Raw genomic sequence first — 25,820 nt, 5'->3', positions numbered from 1 at the left:
CCCGGCCGCGTCGCCTTCATTTACACGACTGCCATGCACCGCGTTCACCGCAGACTGCGCACGTCAAGGTGGCGAAGCACCCGGTCCACGATCTCCGGATCCGCCCCGGGCTCGCTCCGTGCCGACAGCACCTCGTGCCGCGCGGCGCTCAGCATCTCGCCCTGGATCCGCCGCACCCGCTTCAGCCGGCGCACCCGGTGTTCATGCGCCTCCCGGCGCTCCTCCTCCCCCATGTCCGGGCTGATCCGCACCCCGATGTCGAAGGCCCGCCGCATCATCTGCTCGGACAGCTCCTCCGGCAGCTCCTCGACCTCCTCGATCTCCTTCAGGCGCCGCCTGGCCGCCTTGGCTGCCCGAAGGGCGAGCGTCTTCTCGAAGTCCTTCTCCCGCTCCGTGTCGGCCTGCACCCCGAGCCGCTTCACCAACCAGGGCAGGGTCAGCCCCTGCAGCACCAGCGTGCCCATGATCACGCCGAAGGCGATGAACACGATCTCGTCCCGGTCCGGGAAGGCCGACCCGTCGTCGGTCGTGAGCGGAATCGCCAGCGCCAAGGCCACCGAGGCCACTCCCCGCATCCCCGACCACCACATGACGACTGTCTCCCGCCAGCTCATCGGGATGTCCTCGTCGTGGTCCCGCTTGGCATGCAGCCTCTTGGTGAGCCAGGTCGCCGGCATCAGATAGACGAGCCGTACGACGACGACCACGGCCAGGATCACGCCCGCCCACCCGAGCATCTCGCCCCACCGACCGGACGCCGTCCGGATCGCGTTGTGCAGCTCGAGACCGATCAGCCCGAACGCGACACCCGTGACAAGCGTGTCCACGATGTCCCAGAACGTGTACCCGGCCAGTCGTGTCATCACGTCGTCGGGGTCGTTGGCGTACTCGGCGAGGAACAGCGCGGTGGTGAGCACGGCGAGCACGCCGGACCCGTGCAGTTCCTCCGCGAGCACGTACGACGCGTACGGCACCAGCAGGGTCAGCCCGATCTGCAGGGTCGGGTCGTCGAGCACGTCGAGCAGTCTGTTGGCACCCCAGCCGAGCGCGACCCCGACCGCCACCGCCACCACGGCGGACAGCACCAGGTCGAGGGCGGCCCGTCCCGGCGAGAAGCTCCCGCTGAGCGCGGCGGCGATCGCCACGTGGTACAGCACGATCGCCGTCACGTCGTTGAACAGCCCCTCGCCCTCCAGGATGGACACGAGCCGGCGCGGCAGCCCCAGCTGTCCGGCGACCGCGGTCGCGGCGACCGGGTCGGGCGGTGCGACGAGCGCGCCGAGCGCCACGGCGGCGGCGACGGGCAGCCCCGGCACGATCGAGTGCGCCACAAGGGCCACACACACGGTGGTGACGAACACCAGCGCCACCGCCAGCAGGAAGATCGGCCGCAGGTTGGCCGTGAACTGCCGCCAGGACGTGCGCCGCACGGCCGCGTACAGCAGCGGCGGGAGCAGCAGGGGCAGGATCAGGTCCGGCGGAACATCGACGTTCGGCACGAAGTCGAGTACGGCCAGGACGATCCCGAGGAGGGTCATCAACACCGGCGCCGGCAGCCCGAACCGGTCCCCGACCGGGACACTCACCAGGGCCCCGAGCAACAGCACGAACAGCAGGGCCAACTGATCCACGGTCAGCGCTCCGGGAAGGTCGACTTACGGGCAGCAGATCTCAAGCCTGCCACGCCACCGTCCCCGCCAGCGTTTTCAGCCGGTCGGCTACAGAGCGCGCCGCATCGCGCGGTGCGGGATGCCCGCCTCCGGGTACTCCGGCCCGTACACCTCGTATCCGAGCCGCTCGTAGAACTCCAGCGCATGCGTCTGTGCGTGCAGATCCACCGCCGCCAGCCCGCGCGCGCGTGCCGCGTCCTCGATGGCTCGCACCAGCGCCGCCCCGACGCCGAGCCCGCGCGCCTCCTGCGTCACCGCGAGCCGCCCGAGCGACCCCAGGGTCAGGTCGCCGTCGGTCTTCGCCACGGCCGCCTGCCCGTACAGCAGCCGCCCGGTGCCGAGCGGCACCCCGTCCTCCCGCGCGGCCAGCACATGCAGGGCCACGGCGTCGTACTCGTCGTACTCCAGGTCCTCGGGCACGCCCTGCTCGCCGACGAAGACCTCCTTGCGCACCGCGAAGCACGCCTCCTGGTCGGCGGGGTCCTCGGCGACGCGCACCACATACGCGTGCGTGCTCATCCGTACGTCTCCTCGCGGACCTGGTCGAGGGCCTTCTGCAGGTCGGCCGGGTAGTCGCTCTCGAACTCGACCCACTGGCCGTCCCCGGGGTGCTCGAAGCCGAGCCGCACCGCATGCAGCCACTGACGGGTCAGGTGCAGCCGCTTGGCGAGCGTCGGGTCGGCGCCGTACGTCAGGTCGCCGACGCAGGGGTGGCGGTGGGCCGCCATGTGGACACGGATCTGGTGCGTGCGCCCGGTCTCGAGCTTGACGTCGAGAAGCGAGGCCGCGCGGAAGGCCTCGATGAGGTCGTAGTGCGTGACGGACGGCTTGCCCTCGGCCGTGACCGCCCACTTGTAGTCGTGGTTGGGGTGGCGGCCGATGGGCGCGTCGATGGTGCCGCTGGTCGGGTCGGGGTGGCCCTGCACCAGCGTGTGGTAGCGCTTGTCGACCGTGCGCTCCTTGAACTGGCGCTTGAGCGACGTGTACGCGCGCTCCGACTTGGCCACGGTCATCAGGCCCGAGGTGCCGACGTCGAGGCGGTGCACGATGCCCTGGCGCTCGGCGGCGCCGGAGGTGGAGATGCGGTAGCCGGCGGCGGCCAGCCCGCCGATGACCGTCGGCCCGGTCCAACCGGGGCTGGGGTGGGCGGCGACACCGACCGGCTTGACGATCACGACCACGTCATCGTCGTCGTACACGATCTCCATGCCCTCGACCGGCTCCGCGACGATCTGCACGGGCGCGGGCGCCTGCGGCATCTCGACCTCGAGCCAGGCCCCGCCGTGCACCCGCTCGGACTTCCCGACCACCGAGCCGTCGACCGTGACCTTCCCCGCCGCGGCAAGCTCCGCGGCCTTGGTACGAGAGAAGCCGAACATGCGGGAGATGGCGGCGTCGACACGCTCGCCCTCCAGGCCGTCGGGCACGGGCAGGGTACGGATCTCGGGAATGGTGCTCACCCGACGAGTATGCCGGACAGCACCGACAGCCCCGTACGCCAGCCTGTGTGCTCAGCCCTTGCGCAGTCGTCGCTCAGTCGTTGTTCAGTCCTTGTGGACGGTGCCGTCCGGGTCGAGTCCCTTGAACGACAGCAGCACGATCAGGATGCCGCCGCACACGATCGCGGAGTCGGCCAGGTTGAAGACGGCGAAGCCCTTGGGCGAGATGAAGTCGACGACCGCGCCCTCGAAGACGCCGGGCGAGCGGAAGATCCGGTCGGTGAGGTTGCCGAGCGCACCGCCGAGCAGCAGGCCGAGCGCGATCGCCCACGGCACGCTGTAGAGCTTGCGGGCTAGCCGGGCGATCACCACGATCACGGCGGCCGCGATCAGAGTGAAGATCACGGTGAAGGCCTCGCCGAAACCGAAGGCCGCGCCCGCGTTGCGGATCGCCTCGAACTGCAGCCAGTCCCCGATGATCTCGATCGGCGCGTGGTGCTCCAGCTTGGCGACCACGATCATCTTGCTGATCAGGTCGAGGGCGTACGCGAAGGCGGCCACCGCGAACAGCACGGCGATACGGCGCTTGCCCCTGGGGCGTGCGGTCTCGCCCTGCTCCGGCTCGGTCCCCGCCGCCTCTGGGGTATCCGGCGTACCGATGATGCGCTCCGCCTCTGCCACGTGAGTCCCTCAACCTAGGTACCTGACTGAGGACGAGGGTACGACACGCCTCCCCCCACCCTCAGTACCGGCGTTCCTGCTTCTGCTTGCACTCCACACACAGGGTGGCCCGCGGGAACGCCTGCATCCGGGCCTTGCCGATCGGGTTGCCGCAGTTCTCGCACAGCCCGTACGTGCCCGCGTCGAGCCGTACCAGGGCGTGCTCGGTCTGCGTGAGCATCTCGCGCGCGTTGGCCGCGAGGGCCAGCTCGTGCTCGCGCGTGATGTTCTTGGTGCCGGTGTCCGCCTGGTCGTCGCCCGCGCCGTCCCCGGAGTCCCGCATCAGGCCGGCTACGGCGTTCTCGGACGAGGTGATCTCGTCGCGCAGCCGCTGCCCCTCGGACAGCAGCTCGGCACGCGCCTCCGCGACCTCCTCCGGGGTCCAGGGGTCCTCACCGGGGCGCACCGCGAGCTCGCCCGGCTCCGCCGCGGCGACCCGTGCCGTGGGTAGGGCGGTCTTGGCCGCCGTGGCCGTACCAGGAGTCTTCTTCGCAACCACCGTCGTGGCTCCCGTCTGCTCCGCGGCCTCGGCCGCGCCCACCTTCTTGGCCGTTCTCTTCACACCCGAACTCGTCGCACCCACACGCTTCACGACCGCACGCTTCGCAGCCGCGCTCTTCTTGGCCGCACTCTTTTTGACCGCGCCCTGGGCCGCGCTTGTCTTGGCCGCGGCCGTCTTGCCCGAGGCCTTCCCAGCCGCAGCCTCCTCGACCGCGGCCTGCTCGACCCCGCTCTTCCTGCCCCCACTCTTCGCAGCCACGCCTGTCTTGGCCGCGCTCTTCCCAGACGCGGTCTTCCTGCCCGAGGCCTTCCCAGCCGCAGCCTTCCCAGCCACGGCCTGCTCCACCCCGCTCTTCGTGCCCCCACTCTTCGCAGCCGCGCTCGTCCTGGCCGCGGACCGTTCGCCGCCGGACTTCTCCGCCGCAGTCTTTCTGCCCCCGCCTTGCTGGTCCGAGCCCTGTTCGGCCGCGGCTTCCTCGTCGGCGCGCAGATCGACGCCGGCGAGCTCGGCGGTGCTCTCAGTGGCGGCGGCTTCCCTGGCCTCGCTTCTCCCGGCCGCGCTCTTCTTGGTCGCCGCCTTCTTGGAAGCGACCTTCCTCCCGGCCGTCTCCTTCGCCGCGGCCTTCCTCGTCGCCGCCTTCTTCTCGACGTCCTTGTCTGCTGCCGCCGGCTCCTTACCGTCGGCCGCCGTCCCCGTCCCCGCAGGTCTCTCGGGCTCCTCCTCCGCGACCGCCTTCCTCGAAGGAGCCGCCCTGGAGGTGGCCGCCTTCTTGGCGGCGCCCTTCTTGGCGGCCCCCGGCTTTCCCCCTCCCGCAGCCCCCCGCACCGTCTTCACCGGCTTCGCGGTCCTCCCAGCCGTAGCCGTCGAGGCCGCACGGGTTGTGGCCCCTCCCCGCGCGCTCTTCTTCCCGCTCACATCCTTGGCCGCACCGCCGGAGGCCTGTGTGGACCTGTCGGACGCCGACTGCTGTTCGGCGGTCTTCTTCGCCACCATGGCCGCGGCCCCTTCACACATTGTGATCTTGCACGCGAATCGTGCTGGGACGATAAATCGACTTCAGCCCCGCGGCAACGGCGCACACCGCCCGATTCGCCCGGCTCGCACACGCCGCTCCGCAAGCCTGCATGCGTTGTGCCCAGCTCCCCGCGGGGTAATCCGCCGGACCGTGCGTCCCAGGATCCGAACACGCGTACCGCGCCATTCGGGTCATCTCCGTCCGTACGAAGCCCCCGCTTCCGGGAGCGCGAAAAGCGGTCGGCCGCTGTCCGTGCGGCGCCGTACACTGGGCGGAGCGAAAAGCGTGGATGGGGACGAGTAGCGACGTATGCAGCCCAGAGCGACCCGGGGACGGTGGAAGCCCGGGGGCCTGCACGACGTGAAGATCACCCCGGAGCCGCCGGAGGAAAGCCCCACCAGGGCGAGTAGAACCGGCATCGCGACCCCAATGAGGGGGCTCACAGGTGCGCAGCACGCACCGGGGAGCCAAGGAGGGTGGTACCGCGGGAGCACGCCGAGGACGGCGTGAACGGCATTCACAAGGCCGTGACTCTCGTCCCTCCGGACGGAAGGCAGCAAGTCCGCCGGAGGAAGCTCGCTGATGACAACGCCGACGTACCGCCAGGTGCCCGCCCAGGTCGACCTGCCCGCGCTCGAGCACGCCGTGCTCGACTTCTGGCGCGAGCAGAAGATCTTCGCCAAGAGCCTGGAGCAGTCCGAGGGCCGCCCCGAGTGGGTGTTCTACGAGGGCCCGCCCACCGCCAACGGCATGCCGGGCGCCCACCACATCGAGGCCCGCGTCTTCAAGGACGTCTTCCCCCGCTTCCGCACCATGCGCGGCTACCACGTGGCCCGCAAGGCCGGCTGGGACTGCCACGGCCTCCCGGTCGAGCTGGCGGTGGAGAAGGAGCTCGGCTTCAGCGGCAAGAAGGACATCGAGGCGTACGGCATCTCGGAGTTCAACGCCAAGTGCCGTGAGTCCGTGCTCCGCCACACCGACGCGTTCTCCGCGCTGACGACCCGCATGGGTTACTGGGTCGACCTCGAAGAGGCCTACGTCACGATGGACCCCGCGTACATCGAGTCCGTCTGGTGGTCGCTCAAGGAGATCTTCAACAAGGGCCTGCTGGTCCAGGACCACCGCGTCGCCCCCTGGTGCCCGCGCTGCGGCACCGGCCTGTCCGACCACGAGCTGGCGCAGGGCTACGAGACGGTCGTCGACCCCTCCGTGTACGTCCGTTTCCCTCTCACCTCCGGTCCGCTCGCCGGCGAAGCCGCGCTCCTGGTGTGGACGACGACCCCCTGGACGCTGGTCTCCAACACCGCGGTCGCCGCGCGCCCTGACGTCACCTACGTCGTCGCGACGAACGGTGAGGAGAAGCTCGTCGTCGCCGAGCCGCTCGTCGAGAAGGCGCTCGGCGAGGGCTGGGAGATCACCGGCGAGACCTTCACCGGCGCCGAAATGGAGCGCTGGACCTATCAACGTCCGTTCGCGCTCGTGGAGTTCCCGGCCGAGGCCCATTACGTGGTCAACGCCGAGTACGTCACTACCGAGGACGGTACGGGCCTGGTCCACCAGTCCCCCGCCTTCGGTGAGGAGGACCTCAAGGTCTGCCGCGCCTACGGCCTGCCGGTCGTCAACCCGGTCCGCCCGGACGGCACCTTCGAGGAGGACGTCCCCCTGGTCGGCGGCGTCTTCTTCAAGAAGGCGGACGAAAAGCTCACCGAGGACCTCCAGCAGCGCGGCCTCCTCTTCAAGCACATCCCGTACGAGCACAGCTACCCGCACTGCTGGCGCTGCCACACCGCGCTCCTCTACTACGCGCAGCCGTCCTGGTACATCCGCACCACCGCCATCAAGGACCGCCTCCTCCAGGAGAACGAGAACACCAACTGGTTCCCGGACACGGTCAAGCACGGCCGGTACGGCGACTGGCTGAACAACAACATCGACTGGGCGCTCTCCCGCAACCGCTACTGGGGCACCCCGCTGCCGATCTGGCGCTGCGAGGATGACCACCTCACCGTGGTCGGCTCGCGCGCGGAGCTCTCCGAGCTGACGGGCACCGACCAGTCCGAACTGGACCCGCACCGCCCGTACATCGACGACGTCACCTTCGCGTGCCCCCAGTGCGAGCAGACGGCCACGCGCGTGCCGGAGGTCATCGACGCCTGGTACGACTCGGGTTCGATGCCGTTCGCGCAGTGGGGCTACCCGCACAAGAACAAGGAACTCTTCGAGTCCCGCTACCCGGCGCAGTTCATCAGCGAGGCCATCGACCAGACCCGCGGCTGGTTCTACACGCTGATGGCCGTCGGCACCCTGGTCTTCGACAAGTCCTCGTACGAGAACGTGGTCTGCCTCGGCCACATCCTCGCCGAGGACGGGCGCAAGATGTCCAAGCACCTGGGCAACACCCTGGATCCGATCCCGCTGATGGACCGGCACGGCGCCGACGCGGTGCGCTGGTTCATGGCGGCCGGCGGCTCCCCGTGGGCGGCACGCCGCGTGGGCCACGGCACCATCCAGGAGGTCGTCCGCAAGACGCTCCTCACGTACTGGAACACGGTCGCCTTCCAGGCCCTGTACGCGCGCACCTCCAACTGGGCGCCCAGCGAGGCCGATCCGGCCCCGGCCGACCGCCCGGTCCTGGACCGCTGGCTGCTGAGCGAACTGCACGCGCTCACCGACCAGGTGACCGAGTCCCTGGAGGCGTACGACACCCAGCGGGCCGGCAAGCTCCTGTCGGCGTTCGTCGACGACCTCTCCAACTGGTACGTCCGCCGCTCCCGTCGCCGCTTCTGGCAGGGCGACAAGGCGGCGCTGCGCACCCTGCACGAGGTCGTCGAGACGGTCACCAAGCTGATGGCGCCGCTGACCCCGTTCATCACCGAGCGGGTCTGGCAGGACCTGATCGTGCCGGTCACCCCGGGCGCCCCGGAGTCGGTGCACCTGGCGGCCTGGCCGAAGGCGGAGCTCTCCACGATCGACCCGGAGCTGTCGCAGCAGATGGTGCTGGTGCGCCGACTCGTCGAGCTGGGCCGCGCCACGCGCGCGGAGTCGGGCGTGAAGACCCGCCAGCCCCTGTCCCGTGCCCTGGTGGCCGCCACAGGCTTCGAGTCCCTCGACCGGGAACTGCACGCGCAGATCACGGACGAGCTGAACGTGAGCTCGCTCGCATCCCTCTCCGAGGTCGGCGGCAGCCTCGTCGACACGACGGCGAAGGCCAACTTCCGCGCCCTGGGCAAGCGTTTCGGCAAGCGCGTCCAGGACGTGGCGAAGGCCGTCGCGAACGCGGACGCGGCCGCGCTGTCCCTGGCCCTGCGCGAGGGCACGGCGTCGGTCGAGGTCGACGGTGAGACGATCACGCTCGCTCCGGACGAGGTGATCATCACAGAGACCCCGCGCGAGGGTTGGTCCGTCGCCTCCGACTCGGGCGCCACGGTCGCCCTCGACCTGGAGATCACGGAGGAGCTGCGCCAGGCGGGCCTCGCCCGTGACGCGATCCGCCTGATCCAGGAGGCCCGCAAGAACAGCGGCCTCGACGTGGCCGACCGTATCGCCCTGCGCTGGACGTCCACGGACCCGGCGGTCATCGCGGCCCTCTCCGAGCACTCGGCCCTGATCGCCGACGAGGTCCTGGCGACGGACTTCGCCCAGGGCGAGGCGGACGACTCGTACGGCACCCCGTTCACGGACGAGGGCCTGTCCCTGATGTTCCGCCTGCGCAAGGCGTAACACCGACGCACAGCACGCAGAAAGGCCCGGCCCCCGGAAACGGGGGCCGGGCCTTTCTGCGTCACGGAAGGTGGCGACAAGGGCTCCGGGGCGGGCCGGATCCGAACCGGCGTCCTCCTGCATGTCGTCGAGGCGCGCCAACCAGTTCGGGCCCGTCGACTTCCACCCGTCGACTGCCGACCCGGGCCCAACGCGCGTAAAAAGGGCGGGCCCCGGATCGGAATCCGGGGCCCGCCCTGAACGCTGCCGACGCCTACGGCGTACTACTTGCCATGGGCGGCCGTCAGTTGTCGTCCTCGTCGATGAGGAACCCGCGCATCGGCGAGGGAGCCTGGCCCATCGGCGACGGGCCCTGCGGCCGCACCGGCGCCATCGGCTGGGTCATCGCCGGGGACATCTGCTGCTGGCCGCCGTAGGACGGAGCAGCGGGAGCCGGGGCGCCACCCATGGTCGGGTTGCCGTACGACGGGGCACTCGCGCCGGCCGGTGCCATGGAAGGCGCCGGGGACGGCGGCAGCGACGCGGCCGCCTGGGCACGCGGCGGAGCCAGCGAGTCGTCGGCCTGGGTCTCCAGCTGACGCAGCTGGGACTCGAGGTACGACTTCAGGCGCGTACGGTACTCGCGCTCGAAGCCGCGCAGGTCCTCGACCTTGCGCTCCAGCGTGGCGCGGGCGGACTCCAGGGAGCCCATCGCGACGCGGTGCTTCTCCTGCGCGTCCCGCTCCAGCGCGTCGGCCTTGGCACGGGCGTCACGCTCGAGACCCTCGGCGCGGCTGCGGGCCTCGCCGACGATCTTGTTGGCCTCGGAGCGGGCCTCGGCGATCGCCTGGTCGGCGGTCTGCTGGGCCAGCGAGAGGACACGGGCGGCGCTGTCGCCACCGGGGCCCTGACCGGGGCCGCCCATCGGACCGCCCATGGGGCCGCCCATCGGACCACCCATCTGCTGCTGCATGGGGGGCTGGCCGCCCATGGGGCCCTGGCCCATCTGGCCCATCTGCCCCTGACCCATGGGGCCTTGGCCCATGGGGCCTTGGCCCATCGGACCCTGGCCCATCGGACCCTGGCCCATCGGCCCGGGACCCTGCGGACCACCCTGGCCACCGCCGGGACCGGCAGGCAGCTGCGGCGCACCGCTCGGCAGCTGGGGCGGGCCACCCATGGGGCCACCCATCTGCTGCTGCGGCGGGCCCGATATGCCGGCGGGCACGGGACCGTTGGGGCCTCGCATGCCCTGCTGCGGCATTCCGCCCTGCTGGGGCATGCCCTGCTGCTGGTCCTGCGGACCGGGACCACCGGGTCCGCCAGGACCCTCCGGGGGCTTGCGCATGTTCTGCTGGTTCTGGGCAGCAGCACGCGTCGCCGCGGCCAGTTTGGCGCGCAGGTCCTCGTTCTCCCGGAGCAGGCGGGTCAGTTCGGCTTCGACCTCATCGAGGAAGGCATCGACCTCGTCCTCGTCATAGCCTTCTCGGAGGCGGACGGTCGTGAACTGCTTGTTCCGCACGTCCTCGGGGGTCAACGGCATCTCTTCACCTCAACGTAGTCGTCGGCATTCGGCAAGACGGTAGGTCACATCGCTCACAGCCGGCTCACGATCGAGATCAGGATGTAGACGATGATCATCAGTACGAAGAAGGACAGGTCGAGCGCCACGCCCCCGAGACGCAGCGGCGGAATGAACCGCCGCAGAAGCTTGAGCGGTGGATCAGTGACAGTGTAGGTGGCCTCCAGAACGACCACCATCGCCTTGCCGGGCTGCCATGAGCGGGCGAACTGGAAGACGTAGTCCATGACCAACCGGAAGATGAGCACGATGAGGAAGCACATCAGCGCGATGTAGACGACATCCAAAACCACGCTCATGACCCGCGCTTCCCTCTCCCCTGTTTCCGTGCTGCTTGATACTGCTTTGTATCGCTGTTTCCGGTCGTGCGTCTCAGCTCTGGTTGAAGAACCCGCCCTCTGCGATGCGGGCCTTGTCCTCCGCCGTGACATCGACGTTAGCAGGCGACAACAGGAACACCTTCTGCGTCACCCGCTCGATGCTGCCGTGAAGACCAAACACCAAACCGGCCGCAAAGTCGACAAGTCGCTTCGCGTCTGTGTCATCCATCTCAGTCAGATTCATGATCACCGGGGTGCCCTCACGGAAGTGTTCCCCGATGGTACGGGCCTCGTTGTAGGTCCGCGGGTGAAGAGTGGTGATCCGGTAAGGCTCTCGTTCGGACACGACCTTGGGCATGATCACCGGTGCGTTCTTCTCCAGGCTTGCGCGTTCTTGTGTGATGGACGCCACGGGCGCGATGCGCGCCGGACGGCTGGATTCCGCGGGTAGCGAAGCGGAACGTGCGATCGGTTCACGCGACACGGGCGGTTGCACGATTCGCACCTCTTCGTCCCTTTGGGACTGATGTGCCACGTGCGATTGGTGGGACGGTTCGTGCCGCCGGTGGTCCCGCTCAGGCTCGGGATCCAGTTCGGGCTCGAAGTCGTCATCGGGGTCGAATCCCCGGCCGTCGTACCCATCGTCCTCCACGAGGCCGAGGTAGACCGCCATCTTGCGCATCGCGCCGGCCATGCTCTGAGTCCTCCGCTCTGTGGTGGATCGGCTGACGACTGCCAAGTGCCCGCGATCCACGAGGTCGTTGCGCCCGCCTTCGGTGGCATTGACCATATTTTCTGCTGTGGTCCGACTTCCTGGCGACGTTACCCGAGCCTGGGGCGGACTCCGAGTACCGCGGTACCGACGCGTACATGTGTCGCTCCGGCCGCCACGGCCTGTTCGAGGTCCGCACTCATTCCTGCCGAGACCATGTTCGCAGCCGGATGAGCTCGGCGCAGGTCCGTCGACAAATCCATCAACCGCTCGAACGCCGCCAGTTCGCGTCCCGCGTAGGGGCCGGTGAGCGGCGCGACGGTCATCAGACCGTCCAGCCGCAGACCCGGCGCCCGGGCCACCGACTCGCCCAACTCCTCGATGCCGTCGGCCCCGACGCCCCCGCGCTCCCCGCGTCCGCTCTCGTCCGCGTCGAGCGCGACCTGGATCAGGCAGCCGACCTCGCGCTCCTGTCGCACCGCCTCGTTCGACAACGCCTTGACGAGCCGGGCACGGTCGACGGACTGCACCAGGCCGGCATAACCGACCACGGAACGCACCTTGTTGGTCTGCAGTTGACCCACAAAATGCCAAGTCAGGGGCAGGTCCGAGCACTCCGCGGCCTTGGGCGCCGCGTCCTGGTCCCGGTTCTCGGCCACGTGCCTCACACCGAGTGCCGACAGGATCCGCACATCGCTCGCCGGATACGTCTTGGTGACCACGATGAGGGTCACCTCCTCGCGCTTGCGCCCGGCGGCCGTGCAGGCGGCAGCGATACGACGCTCCACCTTCGCCAGGTTTTCGGCGAGTTCGTCCTTACGGTCCGTCATGTCCCTCAGTCCAGCCAGACATATCCCGCGAGTCGCCCCGTGGTTCGATCGCGACGGTAGGAGAAGTGATCGCCCGACTCGATCGTGCACACCGGCGACTGCTCCCGGTCGCGCACCCCGAGCCGCTCGAGCTGCGCGAGCACTCCGGCGGTCACGTCGACCGCGGGTGTACCCCAACTCGTCTCGGCATGCGCCGCCGGCTCGACTGCGGCCACCTCGGCGCGCATCTCGTCCGGCACTTCGTAGCACCGGCCGCACACGGCGGGTCCGGTGCGGGCGACGATCCGGCCCGGCTCGGCACCGAGTTCGGTCATGGCCCGTACGGCTGCGGGGACGACCCCGGCGACCATCCCGGGCCGCCCCGCGTGGGCCGCGGCCACGATCCCGGCGACGGGGTCGGCGAGCAGGACGGGCGTGCAGTCGGCGGTGAGGACGGCGAGGGCGAGAGAGCGCTGCGCCGTGACGACGGCGTCGACCTCGGGCACGGGACGATCGCCCCACGGCTCGTCGACCACCACGACGTCCGCCCCGTGCACCTGGTTCATCCACACCACCCGAGACGGGTCCAGGCCAAGGGACTTGGCCGCCAGCTCGCGATTGGTCCGTACGGCATCGGGGTCGTCCCCGACCGCTCCGCCGAGGTTGAGCTCCTCGTACGGAACGGCGCTCACCCCACCCCACCTGTCGGTGAAGGCGAAGTGCGCGCCGTTCACTGTGCTCGTTCCGGAGCGCTGTCCTATCACTTCAGGAAGTCCGGCACGTCCAGCTCCTCGGCCGCACTGTCCGCGTAGGACCGCGACGACGGGACCGGCGGGGCCGGGATGTCGTTCGCCGGCTCCGGCGCGGGCTCCTGGTTCTCCTTCGGCGTGACGCTGCCGAGCGAGCCGAAGGACGGACGGCTGTCGGACTGCCGTACCGGAGTGGGCTCGTCGCGGCGGGCCGAGGTCGAGGACGAACCAAGGACGGTGTCCCGCTTGGCCGGCGGCTGGCCGCCGTCGAAACCGGCCGCGATCACGGTGACCCGCACCTCGTCACCGAGGGCGTCGTCGATGACCGCGCCGAAGATGATGTTGGCCTCGGGGTGGGCGGCCTCGCTGACCAGCTGGGCGGCTTCGTTGATCTCGAACAGGCCGAGGTCGCTGCCGCCGGAGATGGAGAGCAGCACACCCCGGGCGCCGTCGATGGAGGCCTCGAGCAGCGGCGAGGAGATCGCCATCTCGGCGGCGGCCACCGCTCGGTCGTCGCCGCGGGCCGAGCCGATGCCCATGAGAGCCGAACCGGCCTCGGACATCACGGACTTGACGTCGGCGAAGTCGAGGTTGATGAGGCCCGGTGTGGTGATCAGGTCGGTGATGCCCTGGACACCGGAGAGCAGGACCTGGTCGGCCGACTTGAAGGCGTCGAGGACCGAGACCTGGCGGTCCGAGATGGACAGCAGCCGGTCGTTCGGGATGACGATGAGGGTGTCGACCTCTTCGCGGAGTTCGGCGATGCCGTCCTCGGCCTGGTTGGCGCGGCGCCGTCCCTCGAAGGTGAACGGGCGCGTGACCACGCCGATGGTGAGGGCCCCCAGGGTGCGGGCGATGTTGGCCACGACGGGCGCGCCGCCGGTGCCGGTGCCGCCGCCTTCACCGGCCGTCACGAAGACCATGTCGGCCCCCTTGAGGACCTCTTCGATCTCCTCACGGTGATCCTCGGCGGCCTTGCGGCCGACGGCCGGGTTGGCTCCGGCGCCGAGTCCGCGGGTGAGTTCGCGGCCGACGTCGAGCTTGACGTCGGCGTCGCTCATCAACAGCGCCTGCGCGTCAGTGTTGATGGCGATGAACTCGACACCCTTGAGACCGACTTCGATCATCCGGTTGATGGCATTGACACCACCGCCGCCGACACCGATGACTTTGATGACTGCGAGGTAGTTCTGCGGTGCTGCCACGTCGAAGGCCTCTCGCCTCGAGTTACGTGTCGTCCTCTCGCGGCCTTGCCGCGGTCCGACGACTGATGCCGAATGGGACGGTCCGTATCGCCGACCCGAACCCTAACGTTGAAGTTTAGGGTTACCAGTGTGTCTGTTCGCTGGACTCTTCCGAACAGGACACTAAGTCGACAAGTGGCGCACGTTCAACGAACACGCCGAACCTCCCGTTTTTCTTTTCACCCTATGTGATCAGGCGTAGCACTGCCCAACCAGGGTGCTGGCCTGCGCGGATGTGCGTCAACTCCCTGATGACGCAGGCGCGGTGGGAACGCTGACGTCGAAGTGCCGCGCATCGGGCGCCGCTTTCATGAGAGCGGTGAGCGTACGGGCCTTCGCGGCACCCTGCTCACCACTCCCCCAGGAGACGGTCCGGCCGTCGCCCAACTCCAGTGAGATGTCGTCGTATGAACGCACCTTGACGGCCTGTGTGTCACGGGCGACGGCGGCCGGAATGGCACCGGCGACGCGCACCGCCTCCCGCACCAACCGGTCCTCACCGAAGCGCCGCAGGCTCGCGGCGGACGAGCCCGCGGAAGACGCCCTCAATTCCAGTGCGGGAACGCCTTTCGGCGCTTGAGAAACCGTGGCGAAACGGACACCTTCATGGTCCACTTCGACGAACTTTCCGCCCTTTTGCACAATCAGAACCGGAGTACGCTCGCTCACTTTCAGCCCGATTCCGTGGGGCCAGGATCGGACCACGTCAACTGTGTCAATTCGGGGCAGTTTTCGGAGCAGTCGCGTCTCCATCGCATCGGTGTCGACGGAAATCAGCGGTGCCCCGACCGGGACATCGGCCGCCTCGCGCACCTGCGCGGGCGTCAGAACCCGGGTGCCGGAGACCGATACGTGTTCCACGCGCGCCCATTGCGAGCCGTACAACAGCCAGACGGCGCCCGCCCCGAGAAGGACGAGCGCGACGGCAAAGATGATGATCGTACGAGGGCGGGGCGGTCTCAACCGCCGTACCGGAGGCGGGCCGGACGACTCCTGCTGGCGTTCGCCGCGTTCGGCGGTGGTCGGTCCGGCCACGCTCCCTGCCCTTCGTTCACTCGTTCCTAGCGGTGTGCACGGCTGGCGGCGATCGCCTCGTACACCATGCCGACGAGCAGGTCGTCGGCGTCCCGGCGGCCGAACTCGGCGGCGGCGCGGGACATCTCGTACAGCCGGTGCGGGTCGGCGAGCACGGGCAGGACGTTGCCCCGTACCCAGTCGGGCGTCAGTTCCGCGTCGTCGACCAGCAGTCCGCCGCCGGCCTTGACCACCGGCTGGGCGTTCAGCCGCTGTTCGCCGTTGCCGATGGGCAGCGGGACGTAGGCGGCCGGGAGTCCGACGGCGGAGAGTTCGGCGACGGTCATCGCGCCCGCGCGGCAGAGCATCATGTCGGCCGCGGCATACGCGAGGTCCATCCGGTCCAGGTAACTTACCGGGATGTACGGGGGCATTCCCGGCATCTGCTGTACATGCGGCAGTTCGTTCTTCGGGCCGACCGCGTGCAGGATCTGGATGCCGGCCTGCTGGAGCCAGGGCGCGACCTGCTGGACGACCTCGTTGAGGCGGCGGGCGCCCTGCGAGCCGCCGGAGACCAGCAGCGTCGGCAGGTTGGGGTCGAGGCCGAACATGCGCCGGGCCTCGGGGCGGGCGGCGGCACGGTCGAGGGTGGCGATCGAGTAGCGCAGCGGGATGCCGATGTAGCGGGAGTTGCGCAGCTTGCTGTCCGGCGTGGCGACGGCGACCTGGGCGGCGTACCGGGAGCCGATCTTGTTGGCGAGGCCGGGGCGGGCGTTGGCCTCGTGGATCACGATCGGCACACCGAGGCGCTTGGCCGCGAGGTAGGCGGGCAGCGCCACGTAACCGCCGAAGCCCACGACCGCGTCGGCCTTCGTGCGTTCCAGGATCTGCTCGGTCGCCTTGATCGTGCCGCGCAGCCGGCCCGGGACGGTGATCAGTTCGGGCGTCGGCTTGCGCGGCAGCGGTACGGCTGGGATCAGCGCGAGCTCATAGCCCCGCTGTGGAACGAGTGTGGTCTCCAGGCCCCGCTCCGTGCCCAGGGCCGTGATCCCCACGCTGGGGTCCTGCCTCCGCAGGGCGTCCGCGAGGGCGAGCGCGGGCTCGATGTGGCCGGCGGTCCCCCCACCGGCGAGTACGACATGCACCGAAATTCACCGCTCTCCGGACGAGCGCGCCGCCTAGGCACGCCGTCGCATCGTGTTCCATCTCCGAGGCCCCCTGTCCCGCACGGCGCCTCCCGCCCGCTTTCTACCAAAGCGGGGTTGCCGCATGGAAAGCGCCGCCCGCGCAGCGGGCTCGTCACGCGCGAACGCGATCAGCAGCCCGATGGCGAACATGGTCGGCAGCAGGGCGGATCCTCCGTAGGAGAACAGCGGGAGGGGGACGCCGGCGATCGGCAGCAGGCCGAGCACCGCACCAATGTTGATCACCGCCTGCGCGGTGATCCAGGTGGTCACACCTCCGGCGGCATACCTGACGAAGGGCTCCTCCGTACGTCCGGCCACGCGGATACCCGCATAGCCTAGAGCCGCGAAGAGGGCGAGCACCGACAGCGTCCCCGCCAGGCCCAGTTCCTCACCGGTGACGGCGAAGATGAAGTCCGTGTGCGCCTCCGGTAGTTGGCCCCATTTTTCCACACTCGCACCGAGCCCGGATCCGAAGATTCCGCCTGATGCGAGGGCGTAGATGCCGTGCACGGCCTGCCAGCAGTCGACCGGTCCCGACTGCGGTTCGGTGGCGCCGATGCAGGAGAGCCGGGCCATGCGGTTCGGGCTGGTCTTGATGAGGATCACACCGATGAGACCGGCGATCGACAGCACACCCGCGAACAGCCGGGTCGGCGCCCCGGCCAGCCACAGCAGGCCGAACAGGATCGCCGTCAGGATGATCGCCGTACCCATGTCGCCGCCGAGCATGATCAGCCCGAGCAGCATGAAGGCGACCGGGACGAGCGGTACCAGCATGTGCTTCCACTGGTTCAGCAGCTTCTTGTCCTGTTTGCGGGCCATCAGGTCCGCGCCCCACAGCACCAGCGCGAGCTTGCCGAACTCGCTGGGCTGGATCTGGAAGGAGCCGCCCAGCGAGATCCAGTTCTGGTTGCCGTTGACCGACATCCCTATCCCCGGCACCTGCACCAGAGCCATCAGGAAGACGGCACCCGCGAGGATCGGGTAGGCGAGCGCCCGGTGCAGTTTGACCGGCATCAGGGAGGCGATCAGCATCAGCACCCCGCCGATGACGGCGGCGAGGAGCTGCTTGCGGAAGAAGTACGAGCCCGGCAGGGACATCTGCAGCGCCGTGATCTGGGAGGCCGAGTAGACCATCACCAGGCCGAGCACGGTGATCAGCAGGCTGCCGCCGAGGATCAGGTAGTACGCGGTCAGCGGCCGGTCCCAGGCGCGCTTGGCGTTGAGGTACAGACGGCGTACGGGGTTGTCGCGGGGCGGCCTGGATGCGACGGGCCGCCTGACGGCCCGCTGCACGGGCGGACGTCCGGTACGGCTACCGGGCATCGGGTCCTCCGCTGTACTCAGGGCCTGTCCGGCGGATCAGCCCGGCGTCGCGGGCCCTGGCACGCACATCTGCCGCGTTGTCGTCACTCGCCGACTCCCCCACGCTCGAACAACCTCGCGCGGGGGGACCCCCATCGCGTCGACTCCCTCCTCCGCCTTGCAGCTGCACGCACCAGACCCCGCTCGGGTCAGCCAAGACGCGCCGCACCTTGCGGCCAGCCTGATCCGCCGGACAGGCCCTAGCCCTCGACGATCCCACGCGTCCCTCCCAAGGTCGCCCGGCGACAGGCGGCCGGGTCAGGCGCCGAGTTCGCCAACCGCCTGGGCGAACGCGTCACCGCGCTTGTTGTAGTTGGCGAACATGTCCATGGAGGCACAGGCCGGGGCCAGCAGCACCGTGTCGCCTGCGACCGCGAGCCGCCGGGCCTCCTGGACAGCCGCGAGCATCGCCCCAGTGTCGGTCCGGTCGAGGTCGACGACGGGTACTTCCGGCGCGTGTCGCACAAGGGCTTCACGGATGAGGGCGCGGTCCCTGCCGATGAGCACGACCCCGCGAAGTCGCTTTGCCGACTTGCTGACCAGCTCGTCGAAGGTGGCGCCCTTGGCGAGCCCGCCCGCGATCCACACGATGGACTCGTACGCCGCCAACGAGGCTTCCGCAGCGTGGGTGTTGGTCGCCTTGGAGTCGTCGATGTAGGCGACCGAGTCCACGTCGGCCACGTGCGCGATGCGGTGCGCGTCCGGCGTGAAGTTCCTGAGCCCGTCGCGTACGGCCGCGGCGGGCACCCCGAAGGCGCGCGCGAGGGCGGCCGCCGCAAGGGCGTTGGCGATGTTGTGCGGGGCCGGCGGGTTGACGTCGGAGACCTCGGCGAGCTCCTGGGCGTTCTTCTGCCGGTTCTCGACGAAGGCGCGGTCGACCAGGATGCCGTCCACGACGCCGAGTTGGGAGGGCCCGGGCGTGCCCAGGGTGAAACCGACGGCCCGGCAGCCCTCCTCGACGTCCGCCTCGCGCACCAGGTCCTCGGTGGCCTTGTCGGCGACGTTGTAGACGCAGGCGACGCGATTGCCCTCGTAGATACGGCCCTTGTCGGCGGCGTACGCCTCCATGGAGCCGTGCCAGTCGAGGTGGTCCGGCGCCAGGTTCAGGACGGCGGCGGAGTGGGCGCGCAGGGAGGGCGCCCAGTGCAGCTGGTAGCTGGACAACTCCACGGCCAGGACGTCGTACTGCTCCTCGCCGAGGACCACGTCGAGGAGCGAGACGCCGATGTTGCCGACGGCGGCCGTGCGCAGGCCCGCCGCCTTGAGGATGGAGGCGAGCATCTGGACGGTCGTGGTCTTGCCGTTGGTGCCGGTGACGGCCAGCCAGGGCGCCGCGTCCGGGCCGCGCAGGCGCCAGGCGAGTTCGACGTCGCCCCAGATGTCCACGCCCGCCTCACGGGCCGCCGTGAACAGCGGCTTGTCCGGCTTCCAGCCGGGCGTGGTGACGATGAGTTCGGTGCCCTCCGGCAGGGTCGCGCCGTCGCCGAGACGCACGGTGACGCCCAGCGCCTCCAGTTCGGCGGCCTGTTCACGCGCGCGTGCGTCGTCGCCGTCGTTGACGACCGTGACGATCGCCCCGCGCGCGTGCAGCACCTTGGCCGCCGGGATACCGGAGACGCCGAGCCCGGCGACGGTGACGTGCTTGCCCTGCCAGTCGGTCACTTGTCCGCTGCCCATCCCGCGTAGAAGAGGCCCAGTCCGACGATCACGCAGATGCCCTGGATGATCCAGAAGCGGACCACCACAAGGACTTCGGACCAGCCCTTGAGTTCGAAGTGGTGCTGGAGTGGCGCCATGCGGAAGACACGCTTGCCGGTCAGCTTGAAGGAGCCGACCTGGATGACGACCGACATGGTGATGAGGACGAACAGACCGCCCATGATGGCCACAAGGAGCTCGGTGCGGGAAAGGATCGCCAGGCCGGTGAGGACACCGCCGAGGGCGAGTGAACCCGTGTCACCCATGAAGATCTTGGCCGGCGAGGTGTTCCACCACAGGAAGCCGAGGCAGGCTCCCATCAACGCCGAGGCGATGACCGCCAGGTCGAGTGGATCGCGGACCTCGTAGCAGGCGTTCGGATTGGTCAGGGTCTGCGCGTTGGCGCAGGACTCCTGGAACTGCCAGACGCCGATGAAGGTGTAGGCGCCGAAGACGAGCACGGAGGCGCCGGTGGCGAGGCCGTCCAGACCGTCCGTCAGGTTCACGCCGTTCGACATCGCGAGGATCATGAACAGCGCCCAGATGACGAACAGGATCGGGCCGATCTTCCAGCCGAAGTCGGTGATGAACGACAGCTTCGTCGAGGCCGGGGTGTTGCCGCGGGCGTCCTTGAACTGCAGGGCGAGCACCGCGAAGCTGATGCCGACGATCAGCTGGCCGGCCATCTTCGCCTTGGCCCGCAGGCCCAGCGAACGCCGCTTGACGATCTTGATGTAGTCGTCGAGGAATCCGACCAGGCCCATGCCGACCATCAGGCCGAGGACCAGCACACCCGAGTAGGTCGGGGGGTAGCCGGTGATCACCTTGGACAGGAAGTAGGCGACGACGGTCGCCAGGATGAACGCGATACCGCCCATGGTCGGCGTACCGCGCTTGCTGGCGTGCTCGCGCGGGCCGTCGTCCCGGATGTACTGGCCATAGCCCTTGCGGGCCAGGAGCTTGATCAGCAGCGGGGTGCCGACCAGCGTCAGGAAGAGGCCAATGACTCCCGAGAACAGGATCTGCTTCATCATCGGGCGGCAACCTCACCCTCGGCACCGGTCTCGAGCAGCGCCTGGGCGATGCTCTCGAGGCCGACCGAACGGGACGCCTTCACGAGTACGACGTCCCCCGGGCGCAACTCGCTGCGCAACAGGTCGACCGCCGCCTGTGCGTCGGACACGTGCACCGACTCCTCACCCCACGAACCCTCGTTATATGCGCCCAGTTGCAGCCAGGACGCTTCCCTGCCCCCGACCGCGACGAGCTTGCCGACATTGAGCCGGACGGCGAGCCGTCCGACCGCGTCGTGCTCGGCGAGCGCCTCGTCCCCGAGCTCGGCCATCTTGCCGAGCACCGCCCAGGTCCGCCGCCCCCTGCCCATGGCCGCGAGCGCGCGCAGGGCGGCTCGCATGGACTCGGGGTTCGCGTTGTAGGCGTCGTTGACGATGGTCACGCCGTCCGGTCGCTCGGTGACCTCCATGCGCCAGCGGGAGAGGGAGCCCGCCTCGGAGAGCGCGGTGGCGATCTCTTCCGCGGACATGCCCAGCTCATGGGCGACGGCGGCCGCGGCGAGCGCGTTCGACACGTGGTGCTCACCGTACAGGCGCATGGTCACGTCGCTTGCACCGGAGGGTGTGCGAAGACTGAAGGAGGGCTGTCCGCTGTCCGTGAGTCGCACGTTCTCGGCGCGTACGTCCGCTTCGTCGCCCTCGCCGAAAAGGATCACCTTGGCCTTCGTACGGGACGCCATGGCCCGTACGAGGGGATCGTCCGCGTTGAGGATGGCGGCGCCGCCCTCACTCTCCGGCGGAAGGCCCTCGACGAGCTCGCCCTTGGCCTGCGCGATCTGCTCGCGGCCGCCGAACTCGCCGATGTGGGCGGTGCCGACGTTGAGGACGAGGCCGATCTTCGGGGGCGTCAGATCCGTGAGGTAGCGGATGTGGCCGATGCCGCGGGCGCCCATCTCCAGGACGAGGAACTTCGTCTCCTCGGTGGCGCTGAGCGCGGTGAGCGGCAGCCCGATCTCGTTGTTGAGGGAGCCCGGCGTGAACACCGTCGGCGCCTTGCGCTGGAGGACCTGGGCGATCAGGTCCTTGGTGCTGGTCTTGCCCGCGGAGCCGGTGAGGGCAACGAGGGTCGCTCCGAGGCGCCGTACGACATGACGTGCGAGGGCGCCGAGGGCGCTCTGGACGTCCTCGACGACGATCGCGGGCACGCCGACCGGACGCGACGCCAGGACGGCGACCGCACCCGCTTCGACCACCTGCTCGGCGAAGTCGTGGCCGTCCACGCGTTCGCCGACGAAGGCGACGAACAGGCTGCCGGGCTCCACCTCACGGGAGTCCCGGACGACCGGAGCGGTGACCTGGACGGACGGATCCGGTATGTCATGCGTCTGCCCGCCGACGACTGCTGCGATCTCGGCGAGAGAGAGGGCGATCACAAGTTCATCCCTGGGTCTTCTGGATAGCTTCGCGAAGCACCTGGCGGTCGTCGAAGGGACGGACCACTCCGGCGATGTCCTGGCCCTGCTCGTGGCCCTTGCCCGCGACGAGCACGGTGTCCCCGGGCTGCGCGCGGGCGACGGCTGCGGCGATCGCGGCGGCCCGGTCCTCGAAGACCTGGACCTCGCCACGCTCGTGTGCTGGTACGGACGCCGCGCCCTCGAGCATGGTTGCAAGGATCGCGAGGGGGTCCTCCGAGCGGGGGTTGTCGGAGGTCAGTACGGCCGTGTCGGCGAGGCGGGCCGCGGCGGCGCCCATCGGTGCGCGCTTGGTCCTGTCACGGTCGCCACCGCAGCCGAGCACGAGGTGCAGCTTGCCCTCGGTGACCTTGCGCAGGGCGCGCAGCACCGATTCGACGGCGTCGGTCTTGTGGGCGTAGTCGACGACCGCGAGATACGGCTGCCCGGCGTCCACGCGCTCCAGGCGCCCCGGCACTCCCGGCACCGCGGCGATGCCGTCGGCGGCGGTCTGCGGGTCGAGGCCTGCGGCGGCGAGGGCGACGATCGCGGCGAGCGTGTTGGCCACGTTGAACGGGCCCGGCAGCGGCGCCTTGGCGTGGATCCGCTCGCCCTCGGGGCCGAGCACGGTGAACGTCGAGTCCAGTTGGCCGATCTCGACGTCCTCGGCGCGCCAGTCGGCGTCCGGGTGGCCCTCGGCGGAGAAGGTGACGACCGGGACGGTGGCCTCCTTGGCAAGCCGGCGGCCGTACTCGTCGTCGAGGTTGACGACGCCGAGTCGGCTGCGTTCGGGCGTGAACAACTGCGCCTTGGCCCGGAAGTAGTCCTCCATGTCGGAGTGGAACTCCATGTGTTCCGGGCTGAGGTTGGTGAAGACCCCGATGTCGAAGACGCAGCCGTCGACCCGGCCGAGGACCAGCGCGTGGCTGGAGACCTCCATGGCGACCGCCTCGACGCCGCGCTCGCGCATGACCGCGAACAGGGCCTGCAGGTCGGTGGCTTCGGGGGTGGTGCGCTCGGACTTGATGCGCTCGTCGCCGATGCGCATCTCGACCGTGCCGATCAGGCCGGTGTTGTTCTTGGTCCGCAGACCGCCCTCGACGAGGTAGGCGGTGGTGGTCTTGCCGGAGGTGCCGGTGATGCCGATCTGGAGCAGGTCGCGGCCCGGGTGGCCGTAGATCGTGGCCGCCAGCTCGCCCATCCGCCCGCGCGGATCGTCGACCACCAGGACCGGCAGGCCGGTCGCGGCGGCGCGCTCGGCGCCGGTCGGGTCGGTCAGCACCGCCACCGCGCCCAGGCCGGCGGCCTGGGTGACGAAGTCGGCGCCGTGCAGGCGGGCCCCCGGGAGGGCGGCGTACAGGTCGCCGGGGCGGACGGCGCGCGAGTCATGGGTGATGCCCGTGACCTCGGCGGCGCTCCCCGGCGCGGTGGCACCCAGCTGATCGGCGAGTTCCGCGAGGGGTGTGGCGGAGACCTGTACCGGTCTGGGCGGCCCCGGATATGACACGGATGCGCCCTTCTGGGTGGTTTGGGACTGATCGGCGTGTGGCACGGCGGTGAGCGTACCGGGCGCACCCGCCTGCGGGCGAAGTGAGGGGCGGGGGGCACCCGGGTTGCCGGGGCCGGGAGTGATCATGGTCACGGAACGTTCCTGGCTGGTTGCGCTGATCAGGGCGTGAAGGTGACGGGCAGGTTCGCGGCCTTCGCCCCCGTGGGCGGGATCTGAAGGGTCTTCAGTGCGAACTCCATCACCTCCTTGTAGATGGGTCCGCAGATCTGACCGCCGAAGTAACTCCCGCTCGTCGCGTTCTGGATGGCGCAGTACACGGTGACGCGAGGGTTGTCCGCGGGCGCGAATCCGGCGAACGACGAGGTGTAGCCGTGGTACTTGCCGGTGGCCGGATCCACGCGGTTGGCCGTACCCGTCTTGCCCGCGACCCGGTAGCCGGGGATGCGCGCCTTGGTGCCCGTGCCCTCCTCGTCGTCCACCACCGACTCCAGCATCTTGGCGAGGGTCTTCGCCGTCTTCGCGCTGACGACCCTTGTCTTCTCGGCGTTCGCGGCCGGTGTGAAGCGTCCGTCGGGTCCCTTCGTGCCGCGCACGAGCGTGGGTTCGATGCGTACGCCGCCGTTGGCGATGGTCGAGTAGACGGAGGCCGCCTGCATCGCGTTGATCGACACGCCCTGGCCGAAAGGAATCGTGTACTGCTGCGAGGTCGACCACTTGTCGGGCGGGGCGAGGATGCCCTTGGTCTCGCCGGGGAAGCCGAGTCCGCTGTAGCTGCCGATACCGAACTTGCGCAGGTACGAGTACAGGACCTTGTTGGCCTGCGCCTGCGTCTTGCCCAGCTGGCCGGTGGCCAGGATGGTGCCGATGTTGCTGGACTTGGCGAGCACGCCGTTGAGCGTGAGGTTCCAGGTCGCGTGGTCGATGTCGTCCTTGAAGAGCCGGTCGCCGCGGTGCAGCCGGTTCGGCACGACGACGTGCGTCAGCGGGGTGGCCACGTTCTGCTGCAGCACGGCGGCCATCGACATGATCTTGGCGGTGGAGCCGGGCTCGAAGGCGTCCTCGACGGCCCAGTTGTGCAGGGCGCCCGGGTCGGCCTTGGAGAGGTCGTTCGGGTCGAAGCCGGGCGAGTTGGCCATGGCGAGGATCTGGCCGGTCCGGGTGTCCTGCACTATCACGTAGCCGCGATCCGCCTTGGACTTCTTGACCTGCTCGGTGATCGCGTTCTGCGCGGCCCACTGGATGTCGCGGTCGATGGTGAGCTCGACGTCGCTGCCGGGCACCGCGGGCGTCTCGGTGGAGCCGACGGTGGGCACCAGGCGGCCGCCGGACTGGGCGTAGCGGATCTTGCCGTCCTTGCCGGACAGTTCCTTGTTGAGCTGCTGCTCGACGCCGCCGCCGCCCTTGCCGTCGTCGTTGACCCAGCCCAGTATCCCGGCGGCGAGGTCGCCGTTGGGGTAGATGCGCTTGCTGCTGGGGTCGGCGAAGACTCCGGCCAGGACGTTGACCGTGGACTTGTCCGTCTCCCCCTTCGCGGTGAGCGCGGCCTTCAGGTCCTTGATCTGGGTCCAGACCTGCGGGGTCTGGCGGCGGGCGAGCAGGACGTAGCGCGACTCCTTGTTCTTGGGGCGCAGCTTCTTGACGAGCGTGTCCTGGTCGACGCCGAGGATCGGCGCGAGGAGCGCGGCCGCCTGCTCGGGCCCGTCGTCGATCTTCAGCTGTTCGCGGTTGAACATCGTGGGGTCGGCGGTGAGGTCGTACGCGTCCACGCTGGCCGCGAGGGCCACGCCGTTGCGGTCGGTGATGCCGCCGCGCTCGGCGGCCAGGACATGGCCGACGTAGCGGTTCTGCTCGGCCTTCGCGGCGTACGCGCTCGCGTCGACCGCCTGCACCTGCAGCAGCCGTACGACGAAGGCGATCAGCACCAGGGTCAGTGCCAGGCTGACCATGCGCAGCCGGGGGCGGGGGCTGCCCAGCCGGAGGACCGTCGGGGCCGCGGGGCGGGCCGGTCCCGGGCGGCGGGCGGGGCGGGCGCCGGGGCCCGGGCGCCGCTGGCCGGCGGCGGGGCGGGCGGGACGCGCGGGGCCGGGCACGCGGCGGCGCGGCGGTTCCCTGTCGGACACT

The 25,820-nt window shown here is 69.7% G+C and carries 20 protein-coding genes; 1 reads left to right on the top strand and 19 read right to left on the bottom strand.

The genetic code is table 11. The annotated features are described in order from the left end of the window. Positions 1 to 44 precede the first annotated feature (44 nt). The 5 genes from OG303_RS35925 to OG303_RS35905 all read right to left on the bottom strand — a co-directional run bounded on the left by OG303_RS35925 (position 45) and on the right by OG303_RS35905 (position 5,324). Positions 45 to 1,631 carry a Na+/H+ antiporter gene (locus tag OG303_RS35925; RefSeq protein WP_405873717.1) on the bottom strand — a complete coding sequence of 529 codons (1,587 nt, stop codon included), beginning with the start codon at positions 1,629 to 1,631 and terminating at the stop codon, positions 45 to 47. 87 nt (positions 1,632 to 1,718) lie between these two features. After that, positions 1,719 to 2,189 (bottom strand): GNAT family N-acetyltransferase, encoded by a 471-nt coding sequence (locus OG303_RS35920; RefSeq protein ID WP_405873716.1) that lies wholly within the window; start codon positions 2,187 to 2,189, stop codon positions 1,719 to 1,721. Beyond that, positions 2,186 to 3,130: an RluA family pseudouridine synthase gene (locus OG303_RS35915; RefSeq protein WP_405873715.1), complete on the bottom strand. Its 945-nt coding sequence runs from the start codon at positions 3,128 to 3,130 to the stop codon at positions 2,186 to 2,188. Before OG303_RS35915 ends, OG303_RS35920 begins: the two co-directional genes overlap by 4 nt. An 84-nt stretch (positions 3,131 to 3,214) precedes the next feature. Next, positions 3,215 to 3,790, bottom strand: a complete 576-nt coding sequence (gene lspA / locus OG303_RS35910) for a signal peptidase II (RefSeq protein WP_405873713.1) — start codon at positions 3,788 to 3,790, stop codon at positions 3,215 to 3,217. Between the two features lie 61 nt (positions 3,791 to 3,851). Next, a complete protein-coding gene (locus tag OG303_RS35905; RefSeq protein WP_405873711.1) occupies positions 3,852 to 5,324 on the bottom strand; it encodes a TraR/DksA family transcriptional regulator in 1,473 nt (490 codons plus the stop codon). A 604-nt stretch (positions 5,325 to 5,928) separates the two neighbouring features. Between OG303_RS35905 and ileS the strand changes: the two genes are divergently transcribed. Next, positions 5,929 to 9,066: an isoleucine--tRNA ligase gene (gene ileS, locus OG303_RS35900; RefSeq protein ID WP_405873710.1), complete on the top strand. Its 3,138-nt coding sequence runs from the start codon at positions 5,929 to 5,931 to the stop codon at positions 9,064 to 9,066. Between the two features lie 283 nt (positions 9,067 to 9,349). Here ileS and OG303_RS35895 read toward each other — a convergent pair whose 3' ends face one another. From OG303_RS35895 to OG303_RS35830, 14 genes are all read right to left on the bottom strand, one after another. After that, on the bottom strand, positions 9,350 to 10,588 hold the full coding sequence (locus OG303_RS35895) for a DivIVA domain-containing protein (RefSeq protein WP_405873708.1): 1,239 nt from the start codon (positions 10,586 to 10,588) through the stop codon (positions 9,350 to 9,352). A gap of 53 nt (positions 10,589 to 10,641) precedes the next feature. Further along, the gene (locus OG303_RS35890) at positions 10,642 to 10,926 is read right to left on the bottom strand and encodes a YggT family protein (protein WP_007448661.1); all 285 of its coding nucleotides are present in this window, start codon (positions 10,924 to 10,926) and stop codon (positions 10,642 to 10,644) included. A 73-nt stretch (positions 10,927 to 10,999) separates the two neighbouring features. Then, the gene (locus OG303_RS35885; RefSeq protein WP_405873706.1) at positions 11,000 to 11,641 is read right to left on the bottom strand and encodes a cell division protein SepF; all 642 of its coding nucleotides are present in this window, start codon (positions 11,639 to 11,641) and stop codon (positions 11,000 to 11,002) included. Positions 11,642 to 11,769: 128 nt separating this feature from the next. Continuing rightward, positions 11,770 to 12,489, bottom strand: a complete 720-nt coding sequence (locus OG303_RS35880; protein ID WP_405873704.1) for a YggS family pyridoxal phosphate-dependent enzyme — start codon at positions 12,487 to 12,489, stop codon at positions 11,770 to 11,772. 5 nt (positions 12,490 to 12,494) lie between these two features. After that, a complete protein-coding gene (gene pgeF, locus OG303_RS35875) occupies positions 12,495 to 13,232 on the bottom strand; it encodes a peptidoglycan editing factor PgeF (RefSeq protein WP_405873703.1) in 738 nt (245 codons plus the stop codon). After that, positions 13,229 to 14,422 (bottom strand): cell division protein FtsZ, encoded by a 1,194-nt coding sequence (gene ftsZ / locus OG303_RS35870; protein WP_405873702.1) that lies wholly within the window; start codon positions 14,420 to 14,422, stop codon positions 13,229 to 13,231. The genes pgeF and ftsZ overlap by 4 nt, the downstream gene beginning before the upstream one ends. A gap of 279 nt (positions 14,423 to 14,701) precedes the next feature. Beyond that, the gene (gene ftsQ / locus OG303_RS35865) at positions 14,702 to 15,496 is read right to left on the bottom strand and encodes a cell division protein FtsQ (protein WP_405873701.1); all 795 of its coding nucleotides are present in this window, start codon (positions 15,494 to 15,496) and stop codon (positions 14,702 to 14,704) included. Positions 15,497 to 15,522: 26 nt separating this feature from the next. Then, a complete protein-coding gene (gene murG / locus OG303_RS35860) occupies positions 15,523 to 16,620 on the bottom strand; it encodes an undecaprenyldiphospho-muramoylpentapeptide beta-N-acetylglucosaminyltransferase (protein ID WP_405873700.1) in 1,098 nt (365 codons plus the stop codon). A gap of 33 nt (positions 16,621 to 16,653) precedes the next feature. Beyond that, complete coding sequence (gene ftsW / locus OG303_RS35855) at positions 16,654 to 17,988, bottom strand: putative lipid II flippase FtsW (RefSeq protein WP_405873699.1); 1,335 nt, start codon at positions 17,986 to 17,988, stop codon at positions 16,654 to 16,656. Between the two features lie 297 nt (positions 17,989 to 18,285). Continuing rightward, complete coding sequence (murD, locus tag OG303_RS35850; protein WP_405873697.1) at positions 18,286 to 19,704, bottom strand: UDP-N-acetylmuramoyl-L-alanine--D-glutamate ligase; 1,419 nt, start codon at positions 19,702 to 19,704, stop codon at positions 18,286 to 18,288. Next, positions 19,686 to 20,759, bottom strand: a complete 1,074-nt coding sequence (gene mraY / locus OG303_RS35845; protein ID WP_405873695.1) for a phospho-N-acetylmuramoyl-pentapeptide-transferase — start codon at positions 20,757 to 20,759, stop codon at positions 19,686 to 19,688. Before mraY ends, murD begins: the two co-directional genes overlap by 19 nt. After that, entirely contained in the window at positions 20,756 to 22,171 is a 1,416-nt protein-coding gene (gene murF, locus OG303_RS35840) for a UDP-N-acetylmuramoyl-tripeptide--D-alanyl-D-alanine ligase (protein ID WP_405873694.1), read from the bottom strand. Before murF ends, mraY begins: the two co-directional genes overlap by 4 nt. 4 nt (positions 22,172 to 22,175) lie before the next feature. Beyond that, entirely contained in the window at positions 22,176 to 23,696 is a 1,521-nt protein-coding gene (locus OG303_RS35835) for a UDP-N-acetylmuramoyl-L-alanyl-D-glutamate--2,6-diaminopimelate ligase (RefSeq protein WP_405877660.1), read from the bottom strand. 161 nt (positions 23,697 to 23,857) lie between these two features. Further along, complete coding sequence (locus OG303_RS35830) at positions 23,858 to 25,819, bottom strand: penicillin-binding transpeptidase domain-containing protein (protein ID WP_405873692.1); 1,962 nt, start codon at positions 25,817 to 25,819, stop codon at positions 23,858 to 23,860. Position 25,820: the final 1 nt, after the last annotated feature.

Origin of the sequence: Streptomyces sp. NBC_00005, from assembly GCF_045160215.1 — a bacterium.
In the GTDB taxonomy this organism is placed as follows: domain Bacteria; phylum Actinomycetota; class Actinomycetes; order Streptomycetales; family Streptomycetaceae; genus Streptomyces.
This window is presented reverse-complemented; position numbering and strand designations above follow the sequence as displayed.

Excerpts from the sequence above, each read along its gene's own strand:
- OG303_RS35920 (WP_405873716.1), bottom strand. The coding sequence starts at position 2,189 with ATGAGCACGCACGCGTATGTGGTGCGCGTCGCCGAGGACCCCGCCGAC.
- OG303_RS35905 (WP_405873711.1), bottom strand. The coding sequence starts at position 5,324 with ATGGTGGCGAAGAAGACCGCCGAACAGCAGTCGGCGTCCGACAGGTCC.
- ileS (WP_405873710.1), top strand. The coding sequence starts at position 5,929 with ATGACAACGCCGACGTACCGCCAGGTGCCCGCCCAGGTCGACCTGCCC.
- OG303_RS35895 (WP_405873708.1), bottom strand. The coding sequence starts at position 10,588 with ATGCCGTTGACCCCCGAGGACGTGCGGAACAAGCAGTTCACGACCGTC.
- OG303_RS35890 (WP_007448661.1), bottom strand. The coding sequence starts at position 10,926 with ATGAGCGTGGTTTTGGATGTCGTCTACATCGCGCTGATGTGCTTCCTC.
- OG303_RS35885 (WP_405873706.1), bottom strand. The coding sequence starts at position 11,641 with ATGGCCGGCGCGATGCGCAAGATGGCGGTCTACCTCGGCCTCGTGGAG.
- OG303_RS35880 (WP_405873704.1), bottom strand. The coding sequence starts at position 12,489 with ATGACGGACCGTAAGGACGAACTCGCCGAAAACCTGGCGAAGGTGGAG.
- ftsW (WP_405873699.1), bottom strand. The coding sequence starts at position 17,988 with ATGCCCGGTAGCCGTACCGGACGTCCGCCCGTGCAGCGGGCCGTCAGG.
- murD (WP_405873697.1), bottom strand. The coding sequence starts at position 19,704 with ATGGGCAGCGGACAAGTGACCGACTGGCAGGGCAAGCACGTCACCGTC.
- mraY (WP_405873695.1), bottom strand. The coding sequence starts at position 20,759 with ATGATGAAGCAGATCCTGTTCTCGGGAGTCATTGGCCTCTTCCTGACG.